Below are 22,749 nucleotides of genomic sequence, written 5' to 3' on the forward strand. Positions count from 1 at the left end.
CGGCTTACGGCTCGGCGATCAGGCCAGCCGCAGTCAGGGTGGATCGTGCAAGGGGAATGGACAAGCGCGCACGCCGTTCCATCGCCCCCTGATCCAGCATATCCACTGCTCGGATGACAGAAAGGTGACTACGCTCGATCCGCAGCGTCAGCCACTCGATCAGATCGGGACGGGCATCCAGCCCGCGCCGCTGGAACAGCAGCTCGAACAGCGCCGCGACAAGCTCGTCGTCGGGCGCGGCGATCTCGGCCAGGCTGCTGTTGGCGAGGCGCGAGCGAAGGTCGGGCAGCTTGACCTGCCAGCGGGGCGGCGGCGCGTCCGCGACGATCAGCAGCGGCCGACGCTCCGCCTGGGCATTGTTCCAGGCGTGGAAGATCTGCACCTCCGGCATGCGTTCGGCATCGTCTATGATCGTGCCACCGCTGCGCGCGGCGAAGATGCGGGCGAGCAGCGACCGGCCCGACTTGCGCGGCCCGGTCAGGATCGCGGCCATGGTCGGCCACGCCTCCCACTGGTCGAGCATCCTGGCCGCCATCCGGTTCGAATCGGTCAGCAGAAACGCATCTGATCGGGGGTCCGCCGGCCATTGCAGCGGCAACGCCATCTGGTTCATCCGGTAATCGCATTATCCGAAGGGAGCGCGGGCGCGGGCACCTGAGCCGCGCGCCGGATGCGCAAGGTCGTGCCCGAGCCGGACACCTGCAATCCGCGTTGTTCCAGCGCACGACGAAGCTGCTCGGGATCACCGTCATAGGTGACGGCCATCAGCGATACGCCACCCAGCGCCAGGCTGGTCGTGCCTGCGCGCACGACGCCGGGAATGGAGCGGACAAGACTTTCTGCGTTCGCCACCGCACTGGCGCTGGGCGCGTCATATTGCAGCGTGACGGCGATCCCCGCACCCGTCGAGCCGATGACCGCATCCAGGCCCGAAATCGGTTCCTCGCCCGGCGACGTGTCGTCGATCACCGTTTCCTCGGGCTTGGGCGGCGGGTTCAGCGTCGCGTCGGGATGCAGCATCCCGCTGGCCAGGGCGCGCTGATAGATGCCGTCCAGGCGGGCCACGCCGGTATCGAGCAACTGGTTGATCGCGTCCGTGCTCCCGACCCGCAGCGTCACCGTGTCGATTAGGGCATTGTCGGGTCCATGCCGCGCCTCGAACACGCCGATCACCGGGCCACCGGGCCATTGGCGATAGAGATGAACGACGGGGATCAGGATGTCGGACGCACCATATTGGTCGAGGATCGTCCGCCACCAGCCGCGCGACCGCCGCCCGATTTGCCCGGCATTCAGCAGCAGCGGGTCCGAACCCGTGCCCGATGGCCGGATATAGTCGATCGAACTGTTGCCGGTGCGGAAACGCGCCCAGGCCTGTTGCCAGGGCGTCCGCGCCTCGAACATCTGCGGCGTGCCGCCCGACACCTGAAGCGGCAGGACCAGCATCGGCGGCGACCGGTCGGCATAGGCGGACACGCCCAGCACGCCCGCCGCCCGCACCCGATCGAACAGCACGCCCAGCCGCGCGACATAGCGATTCGGGCCGATCTGCTCATTCTCGACGACGATGCCGCTGACCAGCGAATCGAGCAGGCCATCGGACGCGCCGACGCCGCCACGCCCCAGCCGCTGCGCCAGTACGGCCCACGCCTTGCGCTGCGCGATCCGCCAGCCGCCCAGACGCGCGGCCTCCGCCGTCTTGCCCGACACGTCGACGGACACGCCGGTCACCTCATAGGCGCCGCCACTGTCGATCGGGGTGACGCCGCGCGCCTGCCCCTCGATCTGGGCAAGCACGGCACCGCCCCCGACGCCTAGGCCGGCAAGAGCGGCCAGACCGAACATCATGGAGGGCAATCGCAAACGCATCGCGGCCTTTTGGCGAAGCAGGCGTGGAAATCCAAGCGCGATATAGCTAACGGGCAAACATGACCGACAACAGCACGCCGTCCGCCACCCCGTCGCCCGCCGCTTCCGGCACGTCCTACACCTATGCCGATGCGGGGGTTTCGATCGCCGCGGGCAATGCGCTGGTCCGCGCGATCGGCCCGCTGGCCAAGGCGACGCGGCGGCCCGGGGCCGATGCGGACCTGGGAGGATTCGGCGGTTTCTTCGACCTCAAGGCGGCGGGTTTCACCGATCCCCTACTGGTCGCGGCGAATGACGGCGTGGGCACCAAGCTGAAGCTCGCCATCGAGCATGATCGCCACGACGGCGTCGGCATCGACCTGGTGGCCATGTGCGCCAACGACCTGGTGGTCCAGGGCGCGGAGCCCCTGTTCTTCCTCGATTATTACGCGACCGCCAAGCTGGAGGGCGATGTTCCCGAGCGAGTCATCGCTTCGATCGCCGAGGGCTGCCGCATTGCGGGCTGTGCACTGATCGGAGGCGAAACCGCCGAGATGCCCGGCATGTATGCGCCGGGCGATTACGATCTGGCCGGCTTCTGTGTCGGTGCGGTGGAGCGGACCCAGGTGCTGACCGGGGCGAGCATTGCGGACGGCGACGTGATCCTGGGCCTGGCTTCGTCGGGCGTCCATTCCAACGGCTTCTCGCTCGTCCGGCGGCTGGCGGCGGACAAGGGGTGGAAGCTCGATCGCCCCGCCCTGTTCGATCAGGAGCGGCTGCTGATCGAGGCGCTGATGGCCCCGACTCGCATCTATGTCCGCTCGCTGCTCCCCTCGCTCAAGGCGGGGACGATCAAGGGGCTGGCCCATATCACCGGCGGCGGGCTGCTCGAAAACATCCCGCGCGTCCTGCCCGCGGGGGCTCACGCAGTGGTCGATGCCGATGGCTGGGAACAGCCCCGCCTGATGGCCTTCCTCCAGGCCCAGGGCGGGATCGAGCCCGAGGAAATGGCCCGCACCTTCAATTGCGGGATCGGCATGGCGGTGATCGTGGCTGCCGACCAGGCCGAGGCGCTGGCCGAAACGCTTCGCGCGGCGGGCGAGACGGTCGTGACGATCGGCCGGGTCGAGGCGGGCGAACGCGGCTGCACCGTCAAGGGCTCGGCGGGCACCTGGAGCGCCAAGGCCGACTGGACGGCGACCCATGCGGCCTGACAAGCCGGTGCCTGACTTGCCTGTGAGGGTCGGCATCCTGATTTCGGGACGCGGCTCCAATATGCAGTCGCTCGTCGTTGCCTCGCAGGCGGAGGGTGCGGCCTATACCGTGGCGCTCGTCGCGTCCGACAAGCCCGAGGCGGCGGGGCTCGCCTGGGCCGCCGAGCAGGGCATCGCGACCTTCGCCCTGTCGCCCAAGGGAATCGGCAGGCCCGCTTATGAGGCCGCGATCGACGCCGCGCTTCGTGAGGCGGGCGTGGAGGTGATCGCACTGGCCGGTTATATGCGGCTCTTGTCGGGCGATTTCGTCGCGAAGTGGCGCGGACGGATCATCAACATCCATCCGTCGTTATTGCCGCTGTACAAGGGGCTGGACACCCATGCTCGCGCGATCGCGGCGGGCGACGACAAGGCGGGGTGCTCGGTGCATATCGTGACCGAGGAACTGGACGATGGCGATGTGCTGGGACAGGCGGAAGTGCCGATCCTGCCCGGCGACGACGCCGATGCCTTGGCGGCGCGCGTGTTGGTCGAGGAGCATCGTCTCTATCCTCGCGTCCTGACGGAGTTTGTGCGCCGATGACCGATCACCTGTCCCGCATCCGTGACATCGCCATGCTGTTGCCCGGTACGACCGAGGAAGCAAAGGATGGCGAAGCATGCTTCCTGGTTGAGGGAGAGGCGTTCGTTCGTGTGTCGACCGAAGCGGCCACGCTGCACGTCTGCACCGCCGATCCCAGCAACGAGCCCTGCTGGGCGGATATTCCGTTGAGCGGCGATGTCGACTGGACGCTGGTCGAGGATCGGATCGCGCGGAGTTGGGAATTGGTCGCGCCGACCGCTCTGCTGGAAGCGGGCGGACGATGAGCGACAAGGCCGGGGACGCATCGTCGCCCGGCGCGCGGTCGCGGCGGCGACTGTTGACGCTGGCGGAGTTCGTGGCGGTGGCGGGGCTGATGGTCGCCGCGCTGACCCTCTATCTCAACTGGTCGCAACGGCGGAGCGACGCGGCGGACAAGGCCGCCACCGCCAGTGCGCAGCGACATGAGCGTGGTCGGCTCGATCTGCTGGCCGATGTCGAACAGGGCGGACGCCGTATCGCGCTTCGCGATCCCCGCCATGACCTGTCGGACCTGACCATCGAATTTCCCAAGGGCTCCGGGATCGAGCGTCAGACGCCCCTCTCCGCCCCCGCCATCGAGGCGGCACCGATAGCGGCGCCGCTGCTGGCGCTGACCGATGGCGGGTCGGACGAACGCGAGGGGCGTTTGCCGGTGCTCATCACCGCACGTTACTGGGACGGCGATACCGCACGGACGGCGACGGGTCTCTATGACATTATCTGGCGGACCGAAGGACGCCTGCTACGCGGTCGCACGCTACGCCTGGAGGGATTGCGGCTGCGGGACCGGGTGGGCACACCCGCCAAGCTGGCGGCGGCATGGTCCAGTGCCCGACCCTGAACGATCAGATGGCGCGGGCGTAGATCACGTCGTCAAAAGCCGTGTCGCCGACCTGAAAGTGGCGCATGCCCGCCAGTTCGAAGCCTTCCCGCTCGTAAAAGGCGCGCGCGACATGGTTGATGCCCAGCACGCCCAATAGCATCCGCTTGCCTCCCAGGGCCCGTGCGTCATCGATCGCCCGAGCCATCAGGGCATGGCCCAGACCGGTGCCGCGCGCGGGCAGCAGCGTATAGATGCGGCGCAATTCGATATCGCGTTCGTAAGTCTCGACAGGAAGGTCGGGCTGGGTCAGCAGCGTATAGCCGACGGGCGCCGCGCCATCGCGATGTTCGGCCAGCGTCGCCAAGCATTGCGGATCGGCGATCCATCGGTCGAACTTGGTCGGCGAGCTGTTCGTCGAACAGTGGCGGACCATGTCGGGACCGGCGATGATCCCGACAAAGGTTTCCAGGAACGTCGCGGCTGCGACGAGCGACAAAGCGTGCGCATCGCCCGCCCTCGCCCGTCGCAGCCGCCATTCCATCAGCCGACGATCTCTTCCGGCTTGAAGAAATAGGCGATCTCGATCGCCGCATTCTCATCCGAGTCCGAACCATGGACGGTGTTGGCCTCGATCGACTCGGCCAGTTCCTTGCGGATCGTGCCGGGCTCGGCATTGGCGGGGTTGGTCGCGCCCATGATGTCGCGGTTGCGCTGCATGGCGTTCTCGCCCTCCAGCACCTGCACGACGACCGGGCCCGAGATCATGAACTCGACCAGATCGTTGAAGAAGGGACGCTCCTTGTGGACCGCGTAGAAGCCCTCGGCCTGCTCGCGGGTCATCTGGATGCGCTTCGAAGCGACGACGCGCAGGCCGGCTTCCTCCAGCATCTTGGTGACGGCGCCGGTCAGGTTGCGACGGGTCGCATCGGGCTTGATGATCGAAAAGGTACGGTTCGCGGCCATGATGGTCACGCAGCTCCTGATAGGGGGTTGGCTGGAAGTGGCGTCGCCCTAATCGGGGTATGCGCGCATTGCAACGCCTTATGCGGCAACGGGCGTCCCGGACAGGGCTGGGGCTGCCCGAACCGGCGGTGCCGGATAGCGAAAAGCCGCCAGCACCACGAAGGCACTGGCGGCTCTACAGATCGGATCGCTACCGATCCGGCTGGTCCCAGGGATCAGTTATAATAGCTGGAATAACGATCGTAATAACGGAGCTCGTCACCGGCACCCGCGCGACGCTGCGCCTTCAAATCGACCATGGTCATGAGGATACCGCCGATGCGCGCATCCGCCATCGACAGATGGTCCAGCGCCAGTCGAACCGCGGGAGCGGGCGTCTTGCGCCACCGGACCGCCAGCAGCGCGACATCCGCCATCGAGGCGATCGCGCGGGAGTCCGCGATCGCCAGCAACGGCGCGGTGTCGAGGATCACCAGATCGAAACGCTCACGGAGCAATTCGACCAGGTTCTGCATCGCACTGGACGCGATCAAGTCATAGCCGGTGTCGCCGGTGGTCGGACGCTGCGGCAACAGGAAGGCTCCGCTGGCGCTGTCGCGGACCAGCACCTGATCCAGCGTCGCCTCGCCACGCAGCAGGTCGGCGAGCCCGTACTGAATCGCACCTTCCATCTGGCGGCTGGTTGCCTGGCGACGCAGATCGCAATCGACCAGCACCGTCGTGATCCCCGCCAGCGCCGAGGAACGCGCCAGCGAGAAAGAGGTCGAGGTCTTGCCTTCCCCCGGCAGGGCCGAGGATATTGCGACGACCTTCACCGACTGCTCCTCGCGCCCGACCTTCAATGCCGTACGGATCGAGCGATAGGCCTCGGAGAAGACGCTGCCCGGATGCTCCACCAGATGATGGCTGATCGTCGCCGGGGTCGGCGACTTGATCCGGTTGCGGTCGAGCGTCCTCAGGTCGGGGATCGACGCCAATACCGGCAGGCCGAGCGCCCGCTCCACCTGGCGGCGCGTGGTGAAGCCATTTTCCGCCATTTCGAGCCCGGCAAGGACCAGCGCCCCCGCGAGCATCGCGGCGAGCAGGCCACCACCGCCATAGACGATCTTCTTGGGGCTGTCCGGCTTTTGCGGAACGAAGGCACGGGCAATGATATACGCCGCGCTACGCTCGGTGCCCTGGCGGGCGACCGCCTGCTGATAACGTTCGAGCAGCGCCTCGTAGAGGCCCTTCAGCGTCGTCGCCTTGCGTTCCAATTCGCCAAGACGGACCGAGGCGGCATTGCCCTCCAGCAGCTGCCCCTTCTGCGCACCCAGCGACGAGACGATCGAGGAGGTCCGGCGACGCGCTACATCCGCTTCGGCGGCGAGGCTCTGGCGGACCCGCGCGGTTTCGCTGGTGATCTGGCGACGCGTTTCGCGCAGCTTTTCGTTGATTTCGATGACCTGCGGATGGCGGTCGCCATAACGCTCGGACAGCGACGCCTGCTGCGCGCTTAAGGCCGCCTCTTCGGTACGGAGCTGCTGCAACACGGGCGACGTCACGGCGGACCCCGCGCCTGCGCTGCTCGCGCTGCGGGCGGTGTTGCGCGCTTCCGCCACCGCCTGTTGCGCCTGCGCGTCGGCCAGCTGCTGGTTCAGCACTGCGATCGACTGCTGCGCATTGGTGCTCTGGTTCTGGATATCGACCAGGTTGGTCGCGGCACGGAAACGGGCGACCTCGGTTTCGGCACCCTGCAATTCGCCGCGCGCGCTGGCGATGCGCGAGCTGAGCAGGGCGATTTCCTTGTTCCGCTCGTCACGCTTCTGGATCTGCTGACGGTTCAGATACTCGTCCATGACCGTGTTGACGATCTTTGCCGCCAGAACGGGATCGGTCGACGAAAAGCTGACGTCGATCGCATAGGAGGTGCCCGCACGCTTCGCCGACAATTGCCCGGTCAGCGCACCGATCGCGTTGTTCCGTGCGGTCGTCGGATCGAGCGGATCGGTGCCGACGAAGTTCGGGTTCTTTGCAAGGCCGAGCCGGTCGACGACGCGCCCCAGCGTTTCGGGTGACAGGATCTGCGCGACTTCGGTGTCGACCGAAGACGAGTCTGTTGTCAGCGGCTGCTGGCGCTGATCCTGCTGCGCGTTGACGATTTCCTCGTTGGTCCGCTCGATACCCACCTGCCCTTCGGCGCTGTAGCGCGGGGTGGCCATCTTGTAGCTGATCGCGGTGAGCACCAGGACGATCGCCATCGTGATCGCGATGGGAATGATACGCCGACGGACCGCATTCATGACCGCGCCGATATCGATGATCTTGGCCGAATCCTGTTCGACAGGCACCAGCGGGTTCATACTCGTATCTCCGTCCCGACCATTTGATATCCTGCGCCGTGGTTGGTCATCCGGCTGTGTACCGGTGTCTCCGACCTTGACGCAAGGTAATGCGCATCGTCCCCCGGAACGCCACCGATCCGTCATAGGACAGGCGCGCCCGTACAGCCGGCACCGTCTTCGGGCAAATTTTGCTGCACCGCAACTGTCCCATAAATGTTGGCTTTTGCGGGTTACGAAGCACCTGATATAGGCTACCGCCTCAAAGACACGCCGCATGTCGCGGGGTGTCGGGCGAACAGGATCGCCCTTTGCAATGGGAGGTTGCGAGATGGCTTTGAACGGCAAATCCGCAGACGGCCGATCAGGCCCTCGGGTTCTCGCGGTCGCATCGCAGGGCGGCCATTGGGAGCAGATGATGCTGCTCCGCAGCATGCTCGACACCCATGCGACCCGCTTCGCGACGACCGAGCCGGACCTGCTCGAAAAAGCGGGCATCACCGACGGGATCGTCCTGCCCGACTGCAACCGCAACGAACCCCTTCAAAGCCTCAAGTGCCTCATCCGGTCGTTCGGCACCGTATTCTCGCTACGTCCCGCCGTCATCATCTCCACCGGCGCGGCCCCTGGTTTCTTCTGTCTTCTCGCCGGACGTCTGATCGGCGCGCGAACCGTGTGGATCGACAGCGTCGCGAATGTCGAGCAACTGTCCAAAAGTGGGACATTGGCGCGTTTCGTCGCGACCGAATGGCTGACCCAATGGTCCCATCTCGCCAAGCCGAACGGGCCGCATCACGCGGGGGCCGTATTGTGATCTTCGTCACCGTCGGCACGCAACTGCCCTTCGACCGGCTGATCGAGGCGATCGACGCCATCGCCCCGACCCTGGACGAACCGATCTTCGCCCAGACCGGCAAGTCGACCTATGTCCCCCGCAATATCGAATGGAGTCCGCGCATCCGCCCGCTGGATGTCGACGCCTATTTCGGGCGCGCGCGGGTCGTGGTCGCCCATGCCGGTATCGGCACGATCCTGACCTGTCAGCGGGTCGGTCGCCCCGCCATTCTCTTCCCGCGCCTCGCCGCGCATGGCGAACATCGCAACGATCACCAGATGGCGACCGTGTCGCAGTTGGAGGGGCGGCCCGGCCTCTATGTCGCGCGGACCGCAGAGGAGCTTCACACGCTTCTTGCCAGCGATCTCGCGCCGCCCCCGGGTGGCGACGTGGTCCCGCCCGGGCGCCAGCGATTGATGCAGCATCTCGATTCGATCATCCGCAGCGCCGGGGCGCGGTAATGGCGAAGGGTGCCAAGGACATGGCCTTGACCCGGCGTGGATTGCTCCTGGGTGGCGGCGCGACGGCGCTGACGATGGGGAGGCCGAGCGCGGCGGCCGACGACCTCAGCCTGCGCAATCTCACGCGCGGGATCCGGTTCGGCGCGGCGATCGATATCGAGGATTTGCGCGACCCCGCCATGCGCGAATTGTTTCACCGCCATTGCTCGTCGCTGACCCCGCGCAATGCCTTGAAATGGGTGGGCACCGAAAAGCAGCCGGGCCATGTCCAGTTCAACGATGCGGACAAGATCGCCGCCTTCGCCAAGGAGATCGGTGCGGGCCTCTATGGCCATACGTTGGTCTGGTACCGCGTGCCCCGTTGGGTCGACGCGATCACCGATCCCGCCGAGCTTCGCGACGCGATGAACCGTCATATTGACGAGACGGTCGGCCATTTTCGCGGTCAGGTCTATGCCTGGGACGTGGTCAACGAAGTGATGGAATATGACTCCGCCCAGTGGCGACCGTCGGTCTTCTATCGCCTGCTCGGCAAGGACCATGTGCGCGAGGCGTTCGAGCGCGCGCACCGGGCCGATCCGAAGGCGACGCTCGTCATCAACGAAACCCATCTCGAAAAGGCGGGCGCCAATTACGATGCGCGGCGGGCGATGATGCTCGACATGTTGCGGGAATTGCGCGCCGCCAATGTCCCGGTCCATGCCATCGGCCTTCAGGCCCATTTCCGTCCCGGTTTCGACCGCCTCGACGCTCCCGCGCTGAGCGCCTTCCTGCGTGAGACCAAGCGGCTGGGTCTGGGCACCTACATCACGGAGATGGACGGGTCGTGCAAGTTCGCGCATCGTCTGCGCGATCCCGATCCCGACGTCTATGGCCGGACCTTCGCCGACCTCGTCCGTACCGTATCGGCCTCGGGCACGTTGCGCGGGGTGACGACCTGGGGTCTTCGCGAGAAGTTCAGCAAGGCCGAGGCGGCGCAGGGCCATGGCTGTCGCGCCCGCGCGCTGCTCTATGACGAGAATATGGTGCCCCTGCCCGCGCTCGATGCGCTGGCGGGCGCTTTGCGTCAGGCGGGGCCCGGCCGATGAGCGCCGCGCCGAGCCGTGACGGCAAGCGTGTCGCGATCTTCGTCGAGCGCTTTCTTCCACCCAGTCAGGCTTTCGTGCTGGCGCAGGCGCGCGGCTATGAACGCTATTCGCCCGAATTTCTGGTCGGCCAGCGCATGGGTGACGGCCATGGTGCGGGAACCGACCTGCCCGTTCATTCCATCGCAGATTCGCCGCTGATGACGGCGGGGTCGCTTTTGTTGAAGATCCCACGGATCGCGGCGCCTGCCCTGTTTCCCCCGCTGGCCCGTGCCGATCTGATCCATGCGCATTTCGGCAAGAATGGCTATGTCCTCTCCCCGCTCGCCCGAGCGATGGACAAGCCGTTGGTGACGACCTTCCACGGTTTCGACGCGACCTATCGCGGCGATCCGAAAAAGCCGGGCGGGTTCAACCAGGTCCGCTTCTTCGCCAAGGGGCGCGCGCAGATGGCGCGCGGCGGCGGCTATCATATCGCGGTTTCGGACTTCATCCGCGACCGGTTGCTCGACCTGGGCTTCCCGGCGGAGTCCATCCATCGCCATTATATCGGCGTCGATCGCGGCCTGTTCCGTCCCGATCCCAGCCCCCGCATCCCGGGCCGCGTCGTGTCGATCGCGCGCTTCGTCGAGTATAAGGGCTATCGTTACATGATCGATGCGCTGGCCCGCGTCGCGGCTCGGGGCGTTCCGGTCGATTATGTGATGATCGGCGACGGCCCCGAAGCGGCGGCGACGCTGGACTATGCCCGCGCCAACCTGCCCCGCGTGACCCATCATGCCCGCCTCAGCCAGGACGCGATCCGGGCCGAACTGGGCCAGGCCCAACTCTATCTGCACGGCAGCGTGACGCTGGACAACGGCCATGCCGAGGCATTCGGGATCGCCAATCTGGAGGCGCAGGCGGTGGGCACCCCGGTAGTGGCCTTCCGTTCAGGCGGCGTCGGCGAGGCGGTCGAGGAAGGGCGTACCGGACTGCTGGCGGAAGAGCGGGACGTTGCCGCAATGGCCGACGCCGTCGGTGGCCTGTTGTCGGACGACGACCGCTGGCGTGCTTTCCATCGGCGGGCCCCGGAATGGGTGGCGGAGCGTTTCGACCTGCATGCGCAGACCTGCCTGCTCGAAGACTATTACGACCGCGTCCTCGCGGATTATCGGAGGAACTGATCGTGGCACGCACCAGCGGAGCCAAGCCGCAATGGGGCCTCAACCGCCTCAAGAAGCTGCGCAACATCTTTGTGGAAGCCAAGCGCTTCTGGTATGTGCGGTTCTGGGGGATGGACATCCACCCCACCGCGCAATTCTCGCTGTCGGCCAAGTTCGACCGGACGAACCCGAAAGGGCTGCATATCGGCGAGGAGAGCTATGTCGCGTTCGACGCGGCGATCCTGACGCATGATCTGACGCGCGGCCTGTATCTGGACACCTGGATCGGGCGTCGCTGCTTCATCGGCGCGCGCAGCATCATCCTGCCGGGGATTCGGATCGGAGACGAATGCGTCATCGGCTCGGGATCGGTGGTGACGAAGGACGTTCCCCCCAATTCTCTGGTTGCCGGCAATCCCGCGCGCGTCATTCGCAGCAACCTGCGCATCGTCGCCCGTTATGGCCGGATCGGTGCCGACGAGGCGGTGACGGCGGATCAGCCGGAATGAAATTTCTTATGGGACAGCAATGGTTCGTCATCGCGGACATGCGCCCGCTTATGCTAATGCTGCATAGCGACATGTTTTTGAGGGCAAACGGGGAAGTGCAATGAAGCTGTCGGTCCTCATCAACAATTACAATTATGCCCGATATTTGCGCGCCTGCATCGACAGCGTGTTGTCGCAAAATGACCTGGGCGCGGAAATCATCGTGGTCGATGACGGATCGACCGACGAGTCCCGTTCGGTGATCGCCAGTTACGGCGATGCGGTGACGCCGGTGCTCAAGCCCAATGGCGGACAGGCTTCCAGCTTCAATGCGGGCTTTGCGGCCTCGACCGGCGACGTGCTGATGATGCTCGACGCGGACGATTTCTTTCTTCCCGGCAAACTGGCGCGCATCGCCGACATCTATGCCCAGCGACAGGTCGGCTGGTGTTTCGACCGCGTGACCAATGACGAAGGCGGGGCGGTTCCCGACGAGATCGCGATCACGCCGATCGACAAGCGCGAGACGATGCGCGCGGGTGGCTTCCCGACCCTGCCCGTTCCGACGTCCGGCCTGACCTTCCATCGGTCGATCCTGTCGCAGATCTTGCCGATGCCGCTGGCCGACGACGTCGTGCTGAGCGACAATTACCTGAAGTTCGCGGCGGCCTATCTGGCACCAGGCGTGCTGGTCGAGACCCCGCTGACCTTCCAGCGGCTGCACGAGAATAATCGCTACACCAACACTGATCGCGCCAAGTCGCTGAAGCCGCAGATCATGATGGCGACCGGCTTGCATCTGGCGCGTCGGTTCGACGGATTGGGCCGGATGGGCAAGAGCCTGGTCACCGGCGGCATAGCCGATGCGCATCTGGGCATTACCGACACGCTGGCCGAGATCGATCGCGTCGCACGCGAGGCACGCGGCATGGGCTGGACCCGGCAGAATCTGACGACGCAGGTCATCCGCAAGCGCATCACCGGCGCGGCCCGGTCGCTCCTGGGCCGGTGAGCGCCATGTCCGCCGACCGCGCCCCGATCCACATCACTTTGGGCGTCCTGACCTTTCGGCGACCGGAGGGGATCGACAAGCTGCTTCGCATCATGAGGAACCAGCATTGCGACCCCGCGCGACCCTGGCGGCTCAGCATCGTGGTCGTCGATAACGACGCGTCGGGCAGCAGCCGGGACGCGGTGATGGCCCATGCCGGTCACCCCGAATATGATCTTCATTATGTCGTCGAGCCGCAGCAGGGCATCCCCATCGCCCGTAATCGCGCGATGGACAGCGCGCCTGAGGGGACGGAGCTTTTCTGCTTCCTGGACGATGATGAATGGCCGGTCGATGGCTGGCTCGATTCGATGCTGCGGACCCGCGAGGCGACCGGCGCCAATTGCGTCTATGGACCGATCGAACCTGTTTTCGAGGGGCCGGTGGACGACTGGCTGCGTCGCAGCCGTCTTTATGACCGCAAACGCTATGCCGAGGGCGAGAGACTGAACTTCGCTGCATCGAACAACGTCATGTTCGATCTGGCGCGGTTTCGCGAACTCGATCTGCGCTTCGATGCGCGGATGCGCTTCACCGGCGGCAGCGACTATCTGTTCTTCAACCAGGCCTGGCGACGGGGCATCCGGATCCACTGGTCGGATCAGGCGCTCGTCTACGACATGTTCCCGGTCAACCGGCTGACCATGAAGTGGCAGCGGCAGCGCCAGTATCGGCTGGGTAACACCTTCGCCGTCGCGACCCGGATCGAGGGGTCGCGTGTTGAGAAGGCCAAGCAACTGGCCCGTGGCGTGGTTCGCATGGGCCTGGGCGCGGCGATGTCGCCCGCGATGCTGGTTTCGCCCTATTGGGGCGGACGGGCGATGGTCCACCTGCTGCGGGGGGCCGGGCTGACCATGGGCATATTGGGCCATTCCTATCAGGAATATGCGCCGTCGAAGCTGAAGGGATAAGTAGGGCCCTCTTCCCCATTCGGGACCCTATTAGGCAGGAATGCGATTTACCTCATTGGTCCGATGGACGGGAGAACAGCCGCAAGTCCGTTCCAAATCGGCCACGTCGATCGCGCTATTCGGCCAGAACCAAGGGGCCAAGCGAGGCCCTGCGTCCCCGCCGCATCCTCAATAGGCGTTGCGGTGGAGCAGAACCTGGAACGTCTGAAGCACGATCCGTATGTCGCGCCAGATCGACCAATGCTCCAGATATTCGAGATCGGCCTGAAGGCGGTTGCGCAAATCGTCCTCGATCAGGGTGGCGCCGCGATACCCCCGCACCTGCGCCAGACCGGTCAGGCCCGGCTTGACCGAGTGGCGCTGCCAATAGCGGCCATCGACTTCCCAGAACAGCTTCTCGGCCGCGCGTGAACCCAGCGCATGGGGGCGCGGGCCGACGATGCTCATATCGCCCTTCAGCACGTTGATGATCTGGGGAAGCTCGTCCATGCTTGTCATGCGGATGAACCGCCCGACGCGCGTGATGCGGTCGTCATCGCGCGAGGCGGAGCGATGCCCCGCCCCATCGCTGCCCTCGACATACATGCTGCGGAACTTGAGGATGTGGAACATCTCGTTCCCCCATCCGATGCGAACCTGTCGGAACAGGATCGGCCCCGGACTGTCCAGGCGAACGAGCAGGGCAATGATCCCCAGCACCGGCGCGAGCAGGAACAGTGCCAGTGCCGACACCGCGATATCGAACAGACGCTTCAGAAAGCGATCGAAAAGACCGAGCGGCCCGACCGCCACGATCATGGTCGGCGTCGCGGCACAGGAAGAGATGCCGAGCGGTGCGAGCTGGCTGAGTTCGGGTACGAAGATCTCGCTCTGGACACCCGTCCCCTTCAACGCATTCGCCCAGGCGATCCGCGTATCGGGCGCACATGCCACCACGACGCGATCGGCACTGGCGACCAACCGGGCGAGGCGGTCATACATGATCGGGTCGTGCAGATTGGGGTCGAAACGATCGCCGGTCTCGATGACCTGCGAAAACTCTCCCTGCGGAATCGGTGAACGGCCGTCGTGAAGCAGCATGACGGTAAAGGGGTTCCCGCCGATAAGCTGTGCCATATTTCGGACGAAGGCATAGCGGGCGGAGGCGATCAGCAGGGTCCCGATCAGCGCGCCCAAGGCTATGACGACGCGGGGAAAATCCTCGCTGGCCTGAAAAACGAAGGCCACCAGGATGACTGCGCAGACCGAGAGCAGCAGCGCCTTGGCACCTTGCGCTGCAGCATGGCGCGGATTGGTCAGGTTTTCCTGGTCGTAGGCGCGGATCGAGAAGGACGTCAGGAAGTAAACTGACAACAATGTCACAATCGCAAGCACCCAGCGGGTGTGACCCAGAAGGACGAAACGGAAATAGGCGGCTCCAGCAAAACCTGCCGCGACACAGATCAAATCTATCAGGATAAGGGTAATCAGCGCGCGAAAGCGCAATATCGAAGCTGGAATACTCAAGCGCCTTACCCTCTGCATCGGCGCCTTGCTATGGAATCTTCCCATATCCATGATAGCCGACCTGCCCTGATTTCTTTGAATGAGGCAGAATGTAGCCCCAAGGCCGCTGCGGGACTAGATATTTTGCGCCGCAGCAGCGTCTCACCATGGAATAGGTCGAAAAGCCTGAATTTTTGGCAACGTGCCGTTAATCAGGCGTCCACCATCGCTAAACCGGGGTGGACCCTCGCACGTTCGGAAAAGTCAAGATTGCATCGCACTGCAGCATCAATTAATTTCCTGGAGCGTGGGACAAGGGTTAAGTGCTTAACAATAAAAGTCCCGCGCTTGGGCAAATTGCCTGTCTTTCGCGTCATGAATGGGGTTGTGGTCGATCGACCGGGACGGCTAGTCGCAGTGACGTACCGGACCTGAACGGGCTCCACCCAAGGATATGGGGTTTGACGAATGAAGATCGCTGTTTTCGGCCTCGGCTATGTCGGCATGTCCAATGCCGTTCTTTTGGCGCAGCATAATCAGGTCGTTGCGGTCGACATATCGGAAGAGCGTGTGGCGCAGGTCAACGCGCGCGTCTCCCCGATCATCGACGCCGAGTTGGAGGAGTTCCTGACCAACCGCACGCTGAACCTGTCGGCGACCACCGATGCGGGTGAAGCGCTGGCGGCTGCGGACTATGTCATCGTGGCGACGCCGACCAACTATGACGTCGAGACGAACAAGTTCAACACCGGCTCGGTCGAGGCGGTGATCCAGCTGGCGAAGGAGCATGCGCCCGACGCGACCGTCATCGTCAAGTCGACCATCCCGGTCGGCTTCGTCGACGACGTCCGCGCGCGCCTGAACACGACGCAGGTGATCTTCAGCCCGGAATTCCTGCGCGAAGGCCGGGCGCTGTACGACAATCTCCATCCGTCGCGCGTGATCGTCGGCGAACGGTCTGAGCGGGCACGCATCTTCGCCGAACTGCTTGTCCAGGGTGCCGAGAAGAAGGACGCCCCCGTCCTGTTCACCGACGCACGCGAGGCCGAGGCGATCAAGCTGTTCGCCAACACCTATCTCGCCATGCGCGTCGCCTTCTTCAACGAACTCGACAGCTATGCGATCGCGGGCGGCATGGACACGCGCCAGATCATCGAGGGCGTCGGCCTCGACCCCCGCGTCGGCACGCATTACAACAATCCGAGCTTCGGCTATGGTGGCTATTGCCTTCCCAAGGATACCAAGCAGCTCCTCGCCAATTATTCGGAAGTGCCGCAGAACCTGATCCGCGCGATCGTGGACGCGAACCGCACCCGCAAGGATTTCCTGGCGGATCAGATCATCGCCCGCGCACCGCGCAAGATGGGCGTCTATCGCCTGACCATGAAGGCGGGATCGGACAATTTCCGCCAGTCCTCGATCCAGGGGATCATGAAGCGGGTCAAGGCCAAGGGCATCGAAGTGATCGTCTACGAGCCCGCGCTGGAGGAAGACCAGTTCTTCGGATCGCGCGTGATCCGCGATCTCGACGCGTTCAAGGCGGAGTCCGATGTCATCATCGCCAACCGCAACGCGCCCGAACTGGCCGATGTCCCCGAAAAGCTGTTCACACGCGATATCTTCGGCTCCGACTGACGGCGCTCGCTTCAGGCGACACATGGCAATGGCTCGGTTTTCGCAGGAAAACCGGGCCATTATCTTATGGCTCGACCGGCAAGCCCCACCGTGCTGCCTCCAAATTGAGCAGTTGATTTGCCACGCTCGCTGATTATGAGACGTTGCAACATACCCTTTCATCAAGGGGTAGTCGACACTTCCCTATCTGGAGCATCCATGTTCACTGCACTGGCCAGTTCGCGTCTTCGTATCTCCGCATTGGGCTTGGCAATGGCATGGTGTGCGACCCCCGCGCTGGCGGAACAGAAGGAGGGGGAGGCGCGCGAGGAGACCGAGACGCGCAGCGATATCGTGGTGCTCGGAACACGGAGCACGATCGACCGCACCCTGTCATCCGATCCGGCGACCGAGCGCATGTCGCAATCGAGCCGTTCGCTGGAGCAGGATGTGTTGCAGGCCGCCGGAACCTATCGGCTGAACGACGCGCTCGAACTCGTCAGCGGGTTCAGCCAGCAGAATAATCGCGGCGGCGTGCTCGACAATTTTGCGATCCGGGGCTTTCTGGGCACACCGGACGGCGGTGCGGAATTCTATGTCGACGGGTTCATCGCCAATCGCGGCATGGTGCCGCCGCGCGATCCGGCGACCGTCGAGCGGATCGAAGTACTGAAAGGCCCGGCGGGGGCGATCTTCGGCGACATCGATCCGGGTGGCCGTGTCAACATCGTGTCCAAGGTACCGCGCTTCGCGCCCGCCGCGCGCGCTACGATCACCTATGGCTCGTTCAATACCCGGCGGGCGGAGATCGACACCACCGGGCCGCTGTCCGACAGCCTGGCCGCCCGCATCGTCGTCGCGGCGGAGGATAGCGACGGGTGGCGCGACACGGTCACGCTGCGCCGCCGGGTCGTGTCGCCCTCGCTCACCTGGCGGCCCAGCGAGGCGGTACGGCTGACCTATCTGGCCGAGTTCATGCAGTTCGACACGCCCTTCGACCGGGGTATTCCGGCCGTCGGCAACGATGCGAACGCCCTGCCCCGCTCCAACTATTATGGCGAGCCGTCGAACGGCCTCACCCGCTTCCGCAACGAGCGGCATCAGGTGACGGGCCTCGCGCAACTGGGTGACGGCTGGACGCTCAATGGCGGCATCGTCTGGCGGACCGGATCGCTCAAGGGCTTCTCGGCGGATCAGTCGCGGATCGTTGGCACACAGGTCTGGCGGCAACGGCGGTCGCGCGACTTCGTGATCGACGATCTGGCCGCCCGGATGGAGCTGGCCGGGCGGATCGGGCGGCACCAGGTCAGCCTGGGCCTCAAGGGCTATCGCATGACCTATGGCGAGCGGTGGATGCGACGCAATCCCTCCGCCGCGTCGCCCTATGCGGTCGATCTCTACGACCCGGCATCGAGCTACGGCGGCACCGCCGCGCCGCTGCTGCCCTTCACCAACAATGATGAGAACCGTTGGGCGGGGACGGTCTATGTCCAGGACATGTGGGCGGTGACCGACCGGCTGACCCTGGTGGGCGGTGCCCGGGTCGATCCCTATCGGCAGAAGATCGTCAACAACCAGACCGGCGGCGTGAGCCGGATCGTCGAGCAGCCGGTCAAGTTCCGCGCGGGCGCCCGCTATGCCGTGGACGACCATGTTTCGGTCCATGCCAATTGGGGCGAGTCCTTCCTGCTCAACTCAGGGACCGGACGGACCGGGGAAGGTTTCCAGCCCGAGGAAGCGCGTGGCTATGAAGTCGGCATCGCCGGACGCTGGGCCGGACTGGATGTCGGAATGACCTGGTTCAACATCTCCAAGAGCAATATCCTGACGACCGATCCCGTCGATCCGGGCTTCAACGCCCCCGTGGGCCAGTTGAACAGCCGGGGGATCGAGGCGGATGCGTCGCTGCGCCTGGGCAATCGCTGGCAGGTCATCGCGAATTATAGCTGGGTCGATGCGCGCAACGACGACAAGAGCTTCGCCACGCCCGCCGTTCTCGGCGTGCCCGAACATTCGGGTACCGTCCTCGTCGTCCACCGCCTGCCCTTTGCCGGACGGGAATGGCAGTTGAGCGGCGGTGTCGCCTATGTCGGCGACCGGGCGGGATCGCTCGACGCCCAGCCGCTGGTCCTGCCCGAATATGCCAAGGCGAAGGCGGCCATCGAAGCGCCCGTGACCGACAGCTTGCGGTTCCGTTTGGAGGCCGACAATTTGTTCGACGCGCGCTATGCGGCCAGCTCCTACAGCCGGTTGTGGATCTATCCGGGTGCCCCCCGAACCGTTCGCGCGTCGCTGAGGCTGGAGATTTGAACAACGGCGCCAGCAACTTGGAATGTCGTGACGGAAAATTCACGCAACCGGAACGTGCCTTCACCGCTTGAGTTGACAGGCCATCGACCCGGCCAGGGGGCTGCTCCATCGCGATCGGTGAACCGCCGCCCCTTGGCCCACACGGCACCACAGCAATTGAAAGCGATCCGGCATGAAGACCAGCGGCAACACCATCCTGATGACCGGCGGCGGCAGCGGCATAGGCGAGGCGCTGGCCCATCGCTTCCACGATCGGGGCGATACCGTAATCATCGCCGGGCGGCGTCAGGACGCGCTGGACCGCGCCGCCGCCGGGCGTGAGCGTATCCATACCGCCGTCTTGGACGTCGAGGATGCCGAAGCGGTCGATGCGTTCGCTCGGAAGATCGTCAGAGATTTCCCCGCTCTGAACGTGCTGTTCAACAATGCCGGGATCATGAAGTTCGAGGACCTGACGCGACGTCGCGACCTGTCCGATGCCGAGGCGACCCTCGCGATCAACATTCTGGGCCCCATCCGCCTGACCAATGCGCTGATCGACCATCTTATCGGCGTTCCCGATGCCGCGATCGTCAACGTCACGTCCGGGCTTGCCTATGTGCCCCTCGTTGCCGCACCGACCTATTCGGCGACCAAGGCGGCCATCCATTCCTACACCGTGTCGCTGCGGACCCAGTTGGCGGGCAAGGTCGAGATCATCGAACTGGCCCCGCCGGGCGTTCAGACCGACCTGACGCCGGGGCAGGCCAACCGGCCCGGCTATATGCCGCTCGACGCCTTTGCCGACGCCGTGGCGGCGCAGTTCGCCCGGTCGCCAACGCCATCCGAGATCCTGGTCGATGAGGTCCAGTTCCTCCGCCAGGCCGAGCGCGAGGGACGCTTCGACGAGACGTTGAAGACCCTTACCGAACGCGCCGCCCAGCAGCGGGAGGCCGGCAACCGGTGACGCGGACCGCCGATGGCGCGCCACCGACGACACCGGATGGCCGTTACATCGTAGTCCGGGGACGGTTGTGGCGGACGAGCAATCCCCATCTGGGGGCAGAAGAACGGCAGGCGCTGGTCGACGACCTCATGGATGCGCGGCGCGCGGTGCGTGGCGCGATGCAAGGGGGCGACGACGCGGCCCTTCGCATCGCGCGCTCCAGGGTCCAGGCCGCGAAGACGGGCCTGGGCGAACGCGGGCCGGTCTGGTGGGACGATGGCAGCCCGGACCTGAATCGCCGGATGGCGCGGAACACCTGCTACGCGCCCTGGTATGCGAGCTTGGAGGAAGACCGATGAACGTCTTTCTGGATTTCGAGGCATCCTCGCTTTCCGACAAGAGCCACCCGATCGAAGTCGCCTGGATATTCGAGGATGGCCGGTCGGAAAGCCACCTGATCGCGCCTGGCCCGACCTGGGATGACTGGGATGACGCGGCGGAGCGTATCCACGGCATTTCGCGGACGACCTTAAGCAAGGACGGCGCGCCCCATGACATGGTCGCGCGCCGAATGCTGGACCAGCTTTCCCAGCATGATCTCTTTGCCAGCGCACCGTCCTGGGACGGAAAATGGCTCAGCCTGTTACTGCGCACGGCCGGGTTGCCCCGGCACGCCCTGCGACTGAAGGATACCGATGTCGCTTTGCGGGAGAGCGCGACGCGCATCCTGCGTGACGCGGTGCCGCCCGATCGGCTGGAGCCGGTGACGACGGATCTGATCGCATGGGCGACCGCCACCAAGCAAGCCATGCCGGAACATCGCGCGCTGGCCGATGCGGCGGAGGAGCGTGCCGTCTGGCAAAGGCTGGAGGAACGCGCGCGGGGGATCGCAAGCGGTTGGGCCTTCGGTCGGACGGGCCCGTAGTCGAACTTCCTCCAGGGTCGGTGCGCATACATATTGATTAGGCGGGCTTTTTCCGCTTTGCCCCGATAAGCCAGATCGGGGGAGCGGCGATATGCATGCAGCGGCAGGTTTCGAGTTGATCATCGCGATGTTTCTCGTGGTGATCGGTCTGCACTATCTCGCGCACCGCCTGTCATTGCCGCCCGCTGCCGCACTGATCCTGGGCGGCGGGGCCATCGCGTTCGTTCCGGGCCTGCCGAGCATCGCGATCGATCCCGAACTGGTGCTGGTCTTGTTTCTGCCGCCGCTACTGATGGACGGGGCGTGGTTCACCGCCATCGCCGCGTTTCGCCGCCATATGGCGGGTATATTGTCGCTGGCCGTCGGAGCCGTCTTCTTCACGACGGCAGTCGTCGCGGTAGTCGCCAGATTGCTCGTGCCCGATCTGCCATGGGCGGCCTGTGTCGCATTGGGTGCGATCCTCTCGCCCCCTGACGCGGTATCGGCGCGGGCCGTGCTTCAGCGCGTGCGGCTGCCGCGAAGGCTGTCGACCCTGTTGGAGGGGGAAAGCCTGTTGAACGATGCCGCAGGGCTCGTCCTGTTCCGCTTCGCGGTCGCCGCCGTGCTGACGGGGGCGTTCAGCCTGGGTACGGCGACCGGTAGTTTCTTCCTGCTGGTCATCGGCGGCGTCGCGGTCGGCGCGGCGATCGGGACGCTGTGGGTGCTGCTGCTCCGCCGTCTGGGCGACGACACGCTGATGATCGCAGCGACTTTGCTGGTATGCTGGAGCGCCTATATCGCTGGGGAGTTGCTCCACGTCTCCGGCGTGATCGCGGTGGTGACCGCCGGGCTGACCTGTGGCTGGCACCAGCATGTCGTCTTCAGTGCGAGCGTGCGCATCCGCGCGCTGGCCTTTTGGCAGGTGCTGGTTTTCCTGCTGGAAGCGGCGGTGTTCACGCTGATCGGCCTGTCCTTGCGCGGCTTGCTGGAGCGGGTCGGCGATCCGGCGGCGTTCCTCGAACGGATGGCGGGGCCCGTGCTGTGGATCGTGGCGGCGGTCATCGTGGCACGGTTCCTATGGATTTTCGGCATCGACGCGATCGTCGCGGCACTGCGCCGGATGGGATGGAGAAGTGCCCGCCCGCTCGGACCTCGTGCCGCGCTGGTGATGAGTTGGGCGGGGATGCGCGGCGTGGTGACGCTCGCCGTCGCCCTGTCCCTGCCCGAAACCATGCCCGCCCGCGACCTGATGCTGATGACCGCCTTCGTGGCCATCCTGGTCACGGTGCTGGTCCAGGGTACGTCGCTCGGTTGGATGATCCGGTGGGCGAAGCCGGCCGAGGACGAGGCATCCCGCCCGTCGCTCGATCTTCATGCCGCCGAACATGCGATGTTCCGGGCCCAGTTGGCGGCGGTGGAGCGCGAGGCGCATGACGCCGAAGGACAGGTCATCCATCCGCAATTGCTCCGCCGATATCGCACGCGCGCGACGGCGGGCGAGAATTTCGAAGGGACGGCGGAGGAGCGCACCGTCGCGATCGAAAGCCATTTCAACGTCATCATCGCCGCCGTGCAGGCGGGGCGCGCCGAACTGGTCCGTCTGCACCGCGCCGGGCGGATCGATGACGAGACGTTGCATGACCTGGAACATGACCTCGACCTGGAGGAACTGGGGGCGATCGCGGCGAAGGGATGAGGCGCGCGGGATCGTCCGACCTGCACTGGCGTTGATCCTGTCGTTCCA

23 protein-coding genes are annotated in these 22,749 nt (G+C 65.2%); 17 read left to right on the plus strand and 6 right to left on the minus strand.

The features are described from left to right. Nucleotides 1-4: 4 nt before the first annotated feature. Together SM191_RS12725 and SM191_RS12730 are read right to left on the minus strand one after the other, a co-directional pair. Nucleotides 5-613, minus strand: a complete 609-nt coding sequence (locus tag SM191_RS12725; RefSeq protein WP_341506518.1) for an HdaA/DnaA family protein — start codon at nt 611-613, stop codon at nt 5-7. After that, the gene (locus tag SM191_RS12730) at nt 610-1,869 is read right to left on the minus strand and encodes a heavy-metal-associated domain-containing protein (protein WP_341506519.1); all 1,260 of its coding nucleotides are present in this window, start codon (nt 1,867-1,869) and stop codon (nt 610-612) included. Before SM191_RS12730 ends, SM191_RS12725 begins: the two co-directional genes overlap by 4 nt. 59 nt (nt 1,870-1,928) lie before the next feature. Between SM191_RS12730 and purM the strand changes: the two genes are divergently transcribed. The 4 genes from purM to SM191_RS12750 are packed head-to-tail and all read left to right on the plus strand — an operon-like array spanning nt 1,929 to nt 4,525. Next, nucleotides 1,929-3,062 carry a phosphoribosylformylglycinamidine cyclo-ligase gene (gene purM, locus SM191_RS12735; protein ID WP_341506520.1) on the plus strand — a complete coding sequence of 378 codons (1,134 nt, stop codon included), beginning with the start codon at nt 1,929-1,931 and terminating at the stop codon, nt 3,060-3,062. Beyond that, nucleotides 3,052-3,645, plus strand: a complete 594-nt coding sequence (purN, locus tag SM191_RS12740) for a phosphoribosylglycinamide formyltransferase (protein ID WP_445949855.1) — start codon at nt 3,052-3,054, stop codon at nt 3,643-3,645. Before purM ends, purN begins: the two co-directional genes overlap by 11 nt. After that, complete coding sequence (locus tag SM191_RS12745; protein WP_341506522.1) at nt 3,642-3,929, plus strand: MmcQ/YjbR family DNA-binding protein; 288 nt, start codon at nt 3,642-3,644, stop codon at nt 3,927-3,929. Before purN ends, SM191_RS12745 begins: the two co-directional genes overlap by 4 nt. Continuing rightward, nucleotides 3,926-4,525, plus strand: coding sequence for a hypothetical protein (locus SM191_RS12750; RefSeq protein WP_341506523.1), 600 nt, complete (start codon nt 3,926-3,928; stop codon nt 4,523-4,525). Before SM191_RS12745 ends, SM191_RS12750 begins: the two co-directional genes overlap by 4 nt. A 4-nt stretch (nt 4,526-4,529) precedes the next feature. Here SM191_RS12750 and SM191_RS12755 read toward each other — a convergent pair whose 3' ends face one another. The 3 genes from SM191_RS12755 to SM191_RS12765 form a co-directional block, all read right to left on the minus strand. Continuing rightward, nucleotides 4,530-5,048, minus strand: coding sequence for a GNAT family N-acetyltransferase (locus SM191_RS12755; protein WP_341506524.1), 519 nt, complete (start codon nt 5,046-5,048; stop codon nt 4,530-4,532). Then, entirely contained in the window at nt 5,048-5,470 is a 423-nt protein-coding gene (gene ndk, locus SM191_RS12760; protein ID WP_042482585.1) for a nucleoside-diphosphate kinase, read from the minus strand. Before ndk ends, SM191_RS12755 begins: the two co-directional genes overlap by 1 nt. 215 nt (nt 5,471-5,685) lie before the next feature. Then, nucleotides 5,686-7,812: a GumC family protein gene (locus SM191_RS12765; protein WP_307000513.1), complete on the minus strand. Its 2,127-nt coding sequence runs from the start codon at nt 7,810-7,812 to the stop codon at nt 5,686-5,688. A gap of 397 nt (nt 7,813-8,209) precedes the next feature. Here SM191_RS12765 and SM191_RS12770 point away from each other — a divergent pair, with 397 nt between their 5' ends. The 7 genes from SM191_RS12770 to SM191_RS12800 all read left to right on the plus strand — a co-directional run bounded on the left by SM191_RS12770 (nt 8,210) and on the right by SM191_RS12800 (nt 13,767). Continuing rightward, a complete protein-coding gene (locus SM191_RS12770) occupies nt 8,210-8,605 on the plus strand; it encodes a glucuronosyltransferase (RefSeq protein WP_341506525.1) in 396 nt (131 codons plus the stop codon). After that, nucleotides 8,602-9,087 carry a glycosyltransferase gene (locus SM191_RS12775; RefSeq protein WP_307000508.1) on the plus strand — a complete coding sequence of 162 codons (486 nt, stop codon included), beginning with the start codon at nt 8,602-8,604 and terminating at the stop codon, nt 9,085-9,087. Before SM191_RS12770 ends, SM191_RS12775 begins: the two co-directional genes overlap by 4 nt. Before the next feature lie 20 nt (nt 9,088-9,107). Beyond that, nucleotides 9,108-10,175, plus strand: a complete 1,068-nt coding sequence (locus tag SM191_RS12780) for an endo-1,4-beta-xylanase (protein WP_341506526.1) — start codon at nt 9,108-9,110, stop codon at nt 10,173-10,175. After that, nucleotides 10,172-11,338: a glycosyltransferase gene (locus tag SM191_RS12785; protein WP_341506527.1), complete on the plus strand. Its 1,167-nt coding sequence runs from the start codon at nt 10,172-10,174 to the stop codon at nt 11,336-11,338. Before SM191_RS12780 ends, SM191_RS12785 begins: the two co-directional genes overlap by 4 nt. A gap of 2 nt (nt 11,339-11,340) precedes the next feature. Beyond that, nucleotides 11,341-11,826 carry an acyltransferase gene (locus SM191_RS12790; protein WP_307000505.1) on the plus strand — a complete coding sequence of 162 codons (486 nt, stop codon included), beginning with the start codon at nt 11,341-11,343 and terminating at the stop codon, nt 11,824-11,826. Between the two features lie 100 nt (nt 11,827-11,926). Next, entirely contained in the window at nt 11,927-12,817 is an 891-nt protein-coding gene (locus SM191_RS12795; protein WP_341506528.1) for a glycosyltransferase family 2 protein, read from the plus strand. A 5-nt stretch (nt 12,818-12,822) separates the two neighbouring features. Continuing rightward, on the plus strand, nt 12,823-13,767 hold the full coding sequence (locus SM191_RS12800; protein ID WP_341506529.1) for a glycosyltransferase family 2 protein: 945 nt from the start codon (nt 12,823-12,825) through the stop codon (nt 13,765-13,767). 168 nt (nt 13,768-13,935) lie between these two features. On the opposite strand, the gene SM191_RS12805 is transcribed toward SM191_RS12800, so the two are convergent. Next, nucleotides 13,936-15,123 (minus strand): sugar transferase, encoded by a 1,188-nt coding sequence (locus SM191_RS12805; protein ID WP_341506530.1) that lies wholly within the window; start codon nt 15,121-15,123, stop codon nt 13,936-13,938. Between the two features lie 597 nt (nt 15,124-15,720). Here SM191_RS12805 and SM191_RS12810 point away from each other — a divergent pair. From SM191_RS12810 to SM191_RS12835, 6 genes are all read left to right on the plus strand, one after another. Next, nucleotides 15,721-16,887, plus strand: coding sequence for a nucleotide sugar dehydrogenase (locus tag SM191_RS12810; protein WP_341506531.1), 1,167 nt, complete (start codon nt 15,721-15,723; stop codon nt 16,885-16,887). 198 nt (nt 16,888-17,085) lie between these two features. Then, a complete protein-coding gene (locus tag SM191_RS12815) occupies nt 17,086-19,176 on the plus strand; it encodes a TonB-dependent siderophore receptor (RefSeq protein ID WP_341506532.1) in 2,091 nt (696 codons plus the stop codon). Between the two features lie 172 nt (nt 19,177-19,348). Next, entirely contained in the window at nt 19,349-20,122 is a 774-nt protein-coding gene (locus tag SM191_RS12820) for an SDR family oxidoreductase (protein WP_341506533.1), read from the plus strand. Then, nucleotides 20,119-20,460 (plus strand): hypothetical protein, encoded by a 342-nt coding sequence (locus SM191_RS12825; RefSeq protein ID WP_341506534.1) that lies wholly within the window; start codon nt 20,119-20,121, stop codon nt 20,458-20,460. Before SM191_RS12820 ends, SM191_RS12825 begins: the two co-directional genes overlap by 4 nt. Then, on the plus strand, nt 20,457-21,026 hold the full coding sequence (locus SM191_RS12830) for a 3'-5' exonuclease (protein ID WP_341506535.1): 570 nt from the start codon (nt 20,457-20,459) through the stop codon (nt 21,024-21,026). The genes SM191_RS12825 and SM191_RS12830 overlap by 4 nt, the downstream gene beginning before the upstream one ends. A 91-nt stretch (nt 21,027-21,117) precedes the next feature. Further along, nucleotides 21,118-22,701 (plus strand): Na+/H+ antiporter, encoded by a 1,584-nt coding sequence (locus tag SM191_RS12835; protein WP_341506536.1) that lies wholly within the window; start codon nt 21,118-21,120, stop codon nt 22,699-22,701. The last annotated feature ends 48 nt before the right edge of the window (nt 22,702-22,749 follow it).

Source organism: Sphingomonas sp. 2378, from assembly GCF_038084995.1.
GTDB lineage: Bacteria > Pseudomonadota > Alphaproteobacteria > Sphingomonadales > Sphingomonadaceae > Sphingomonas.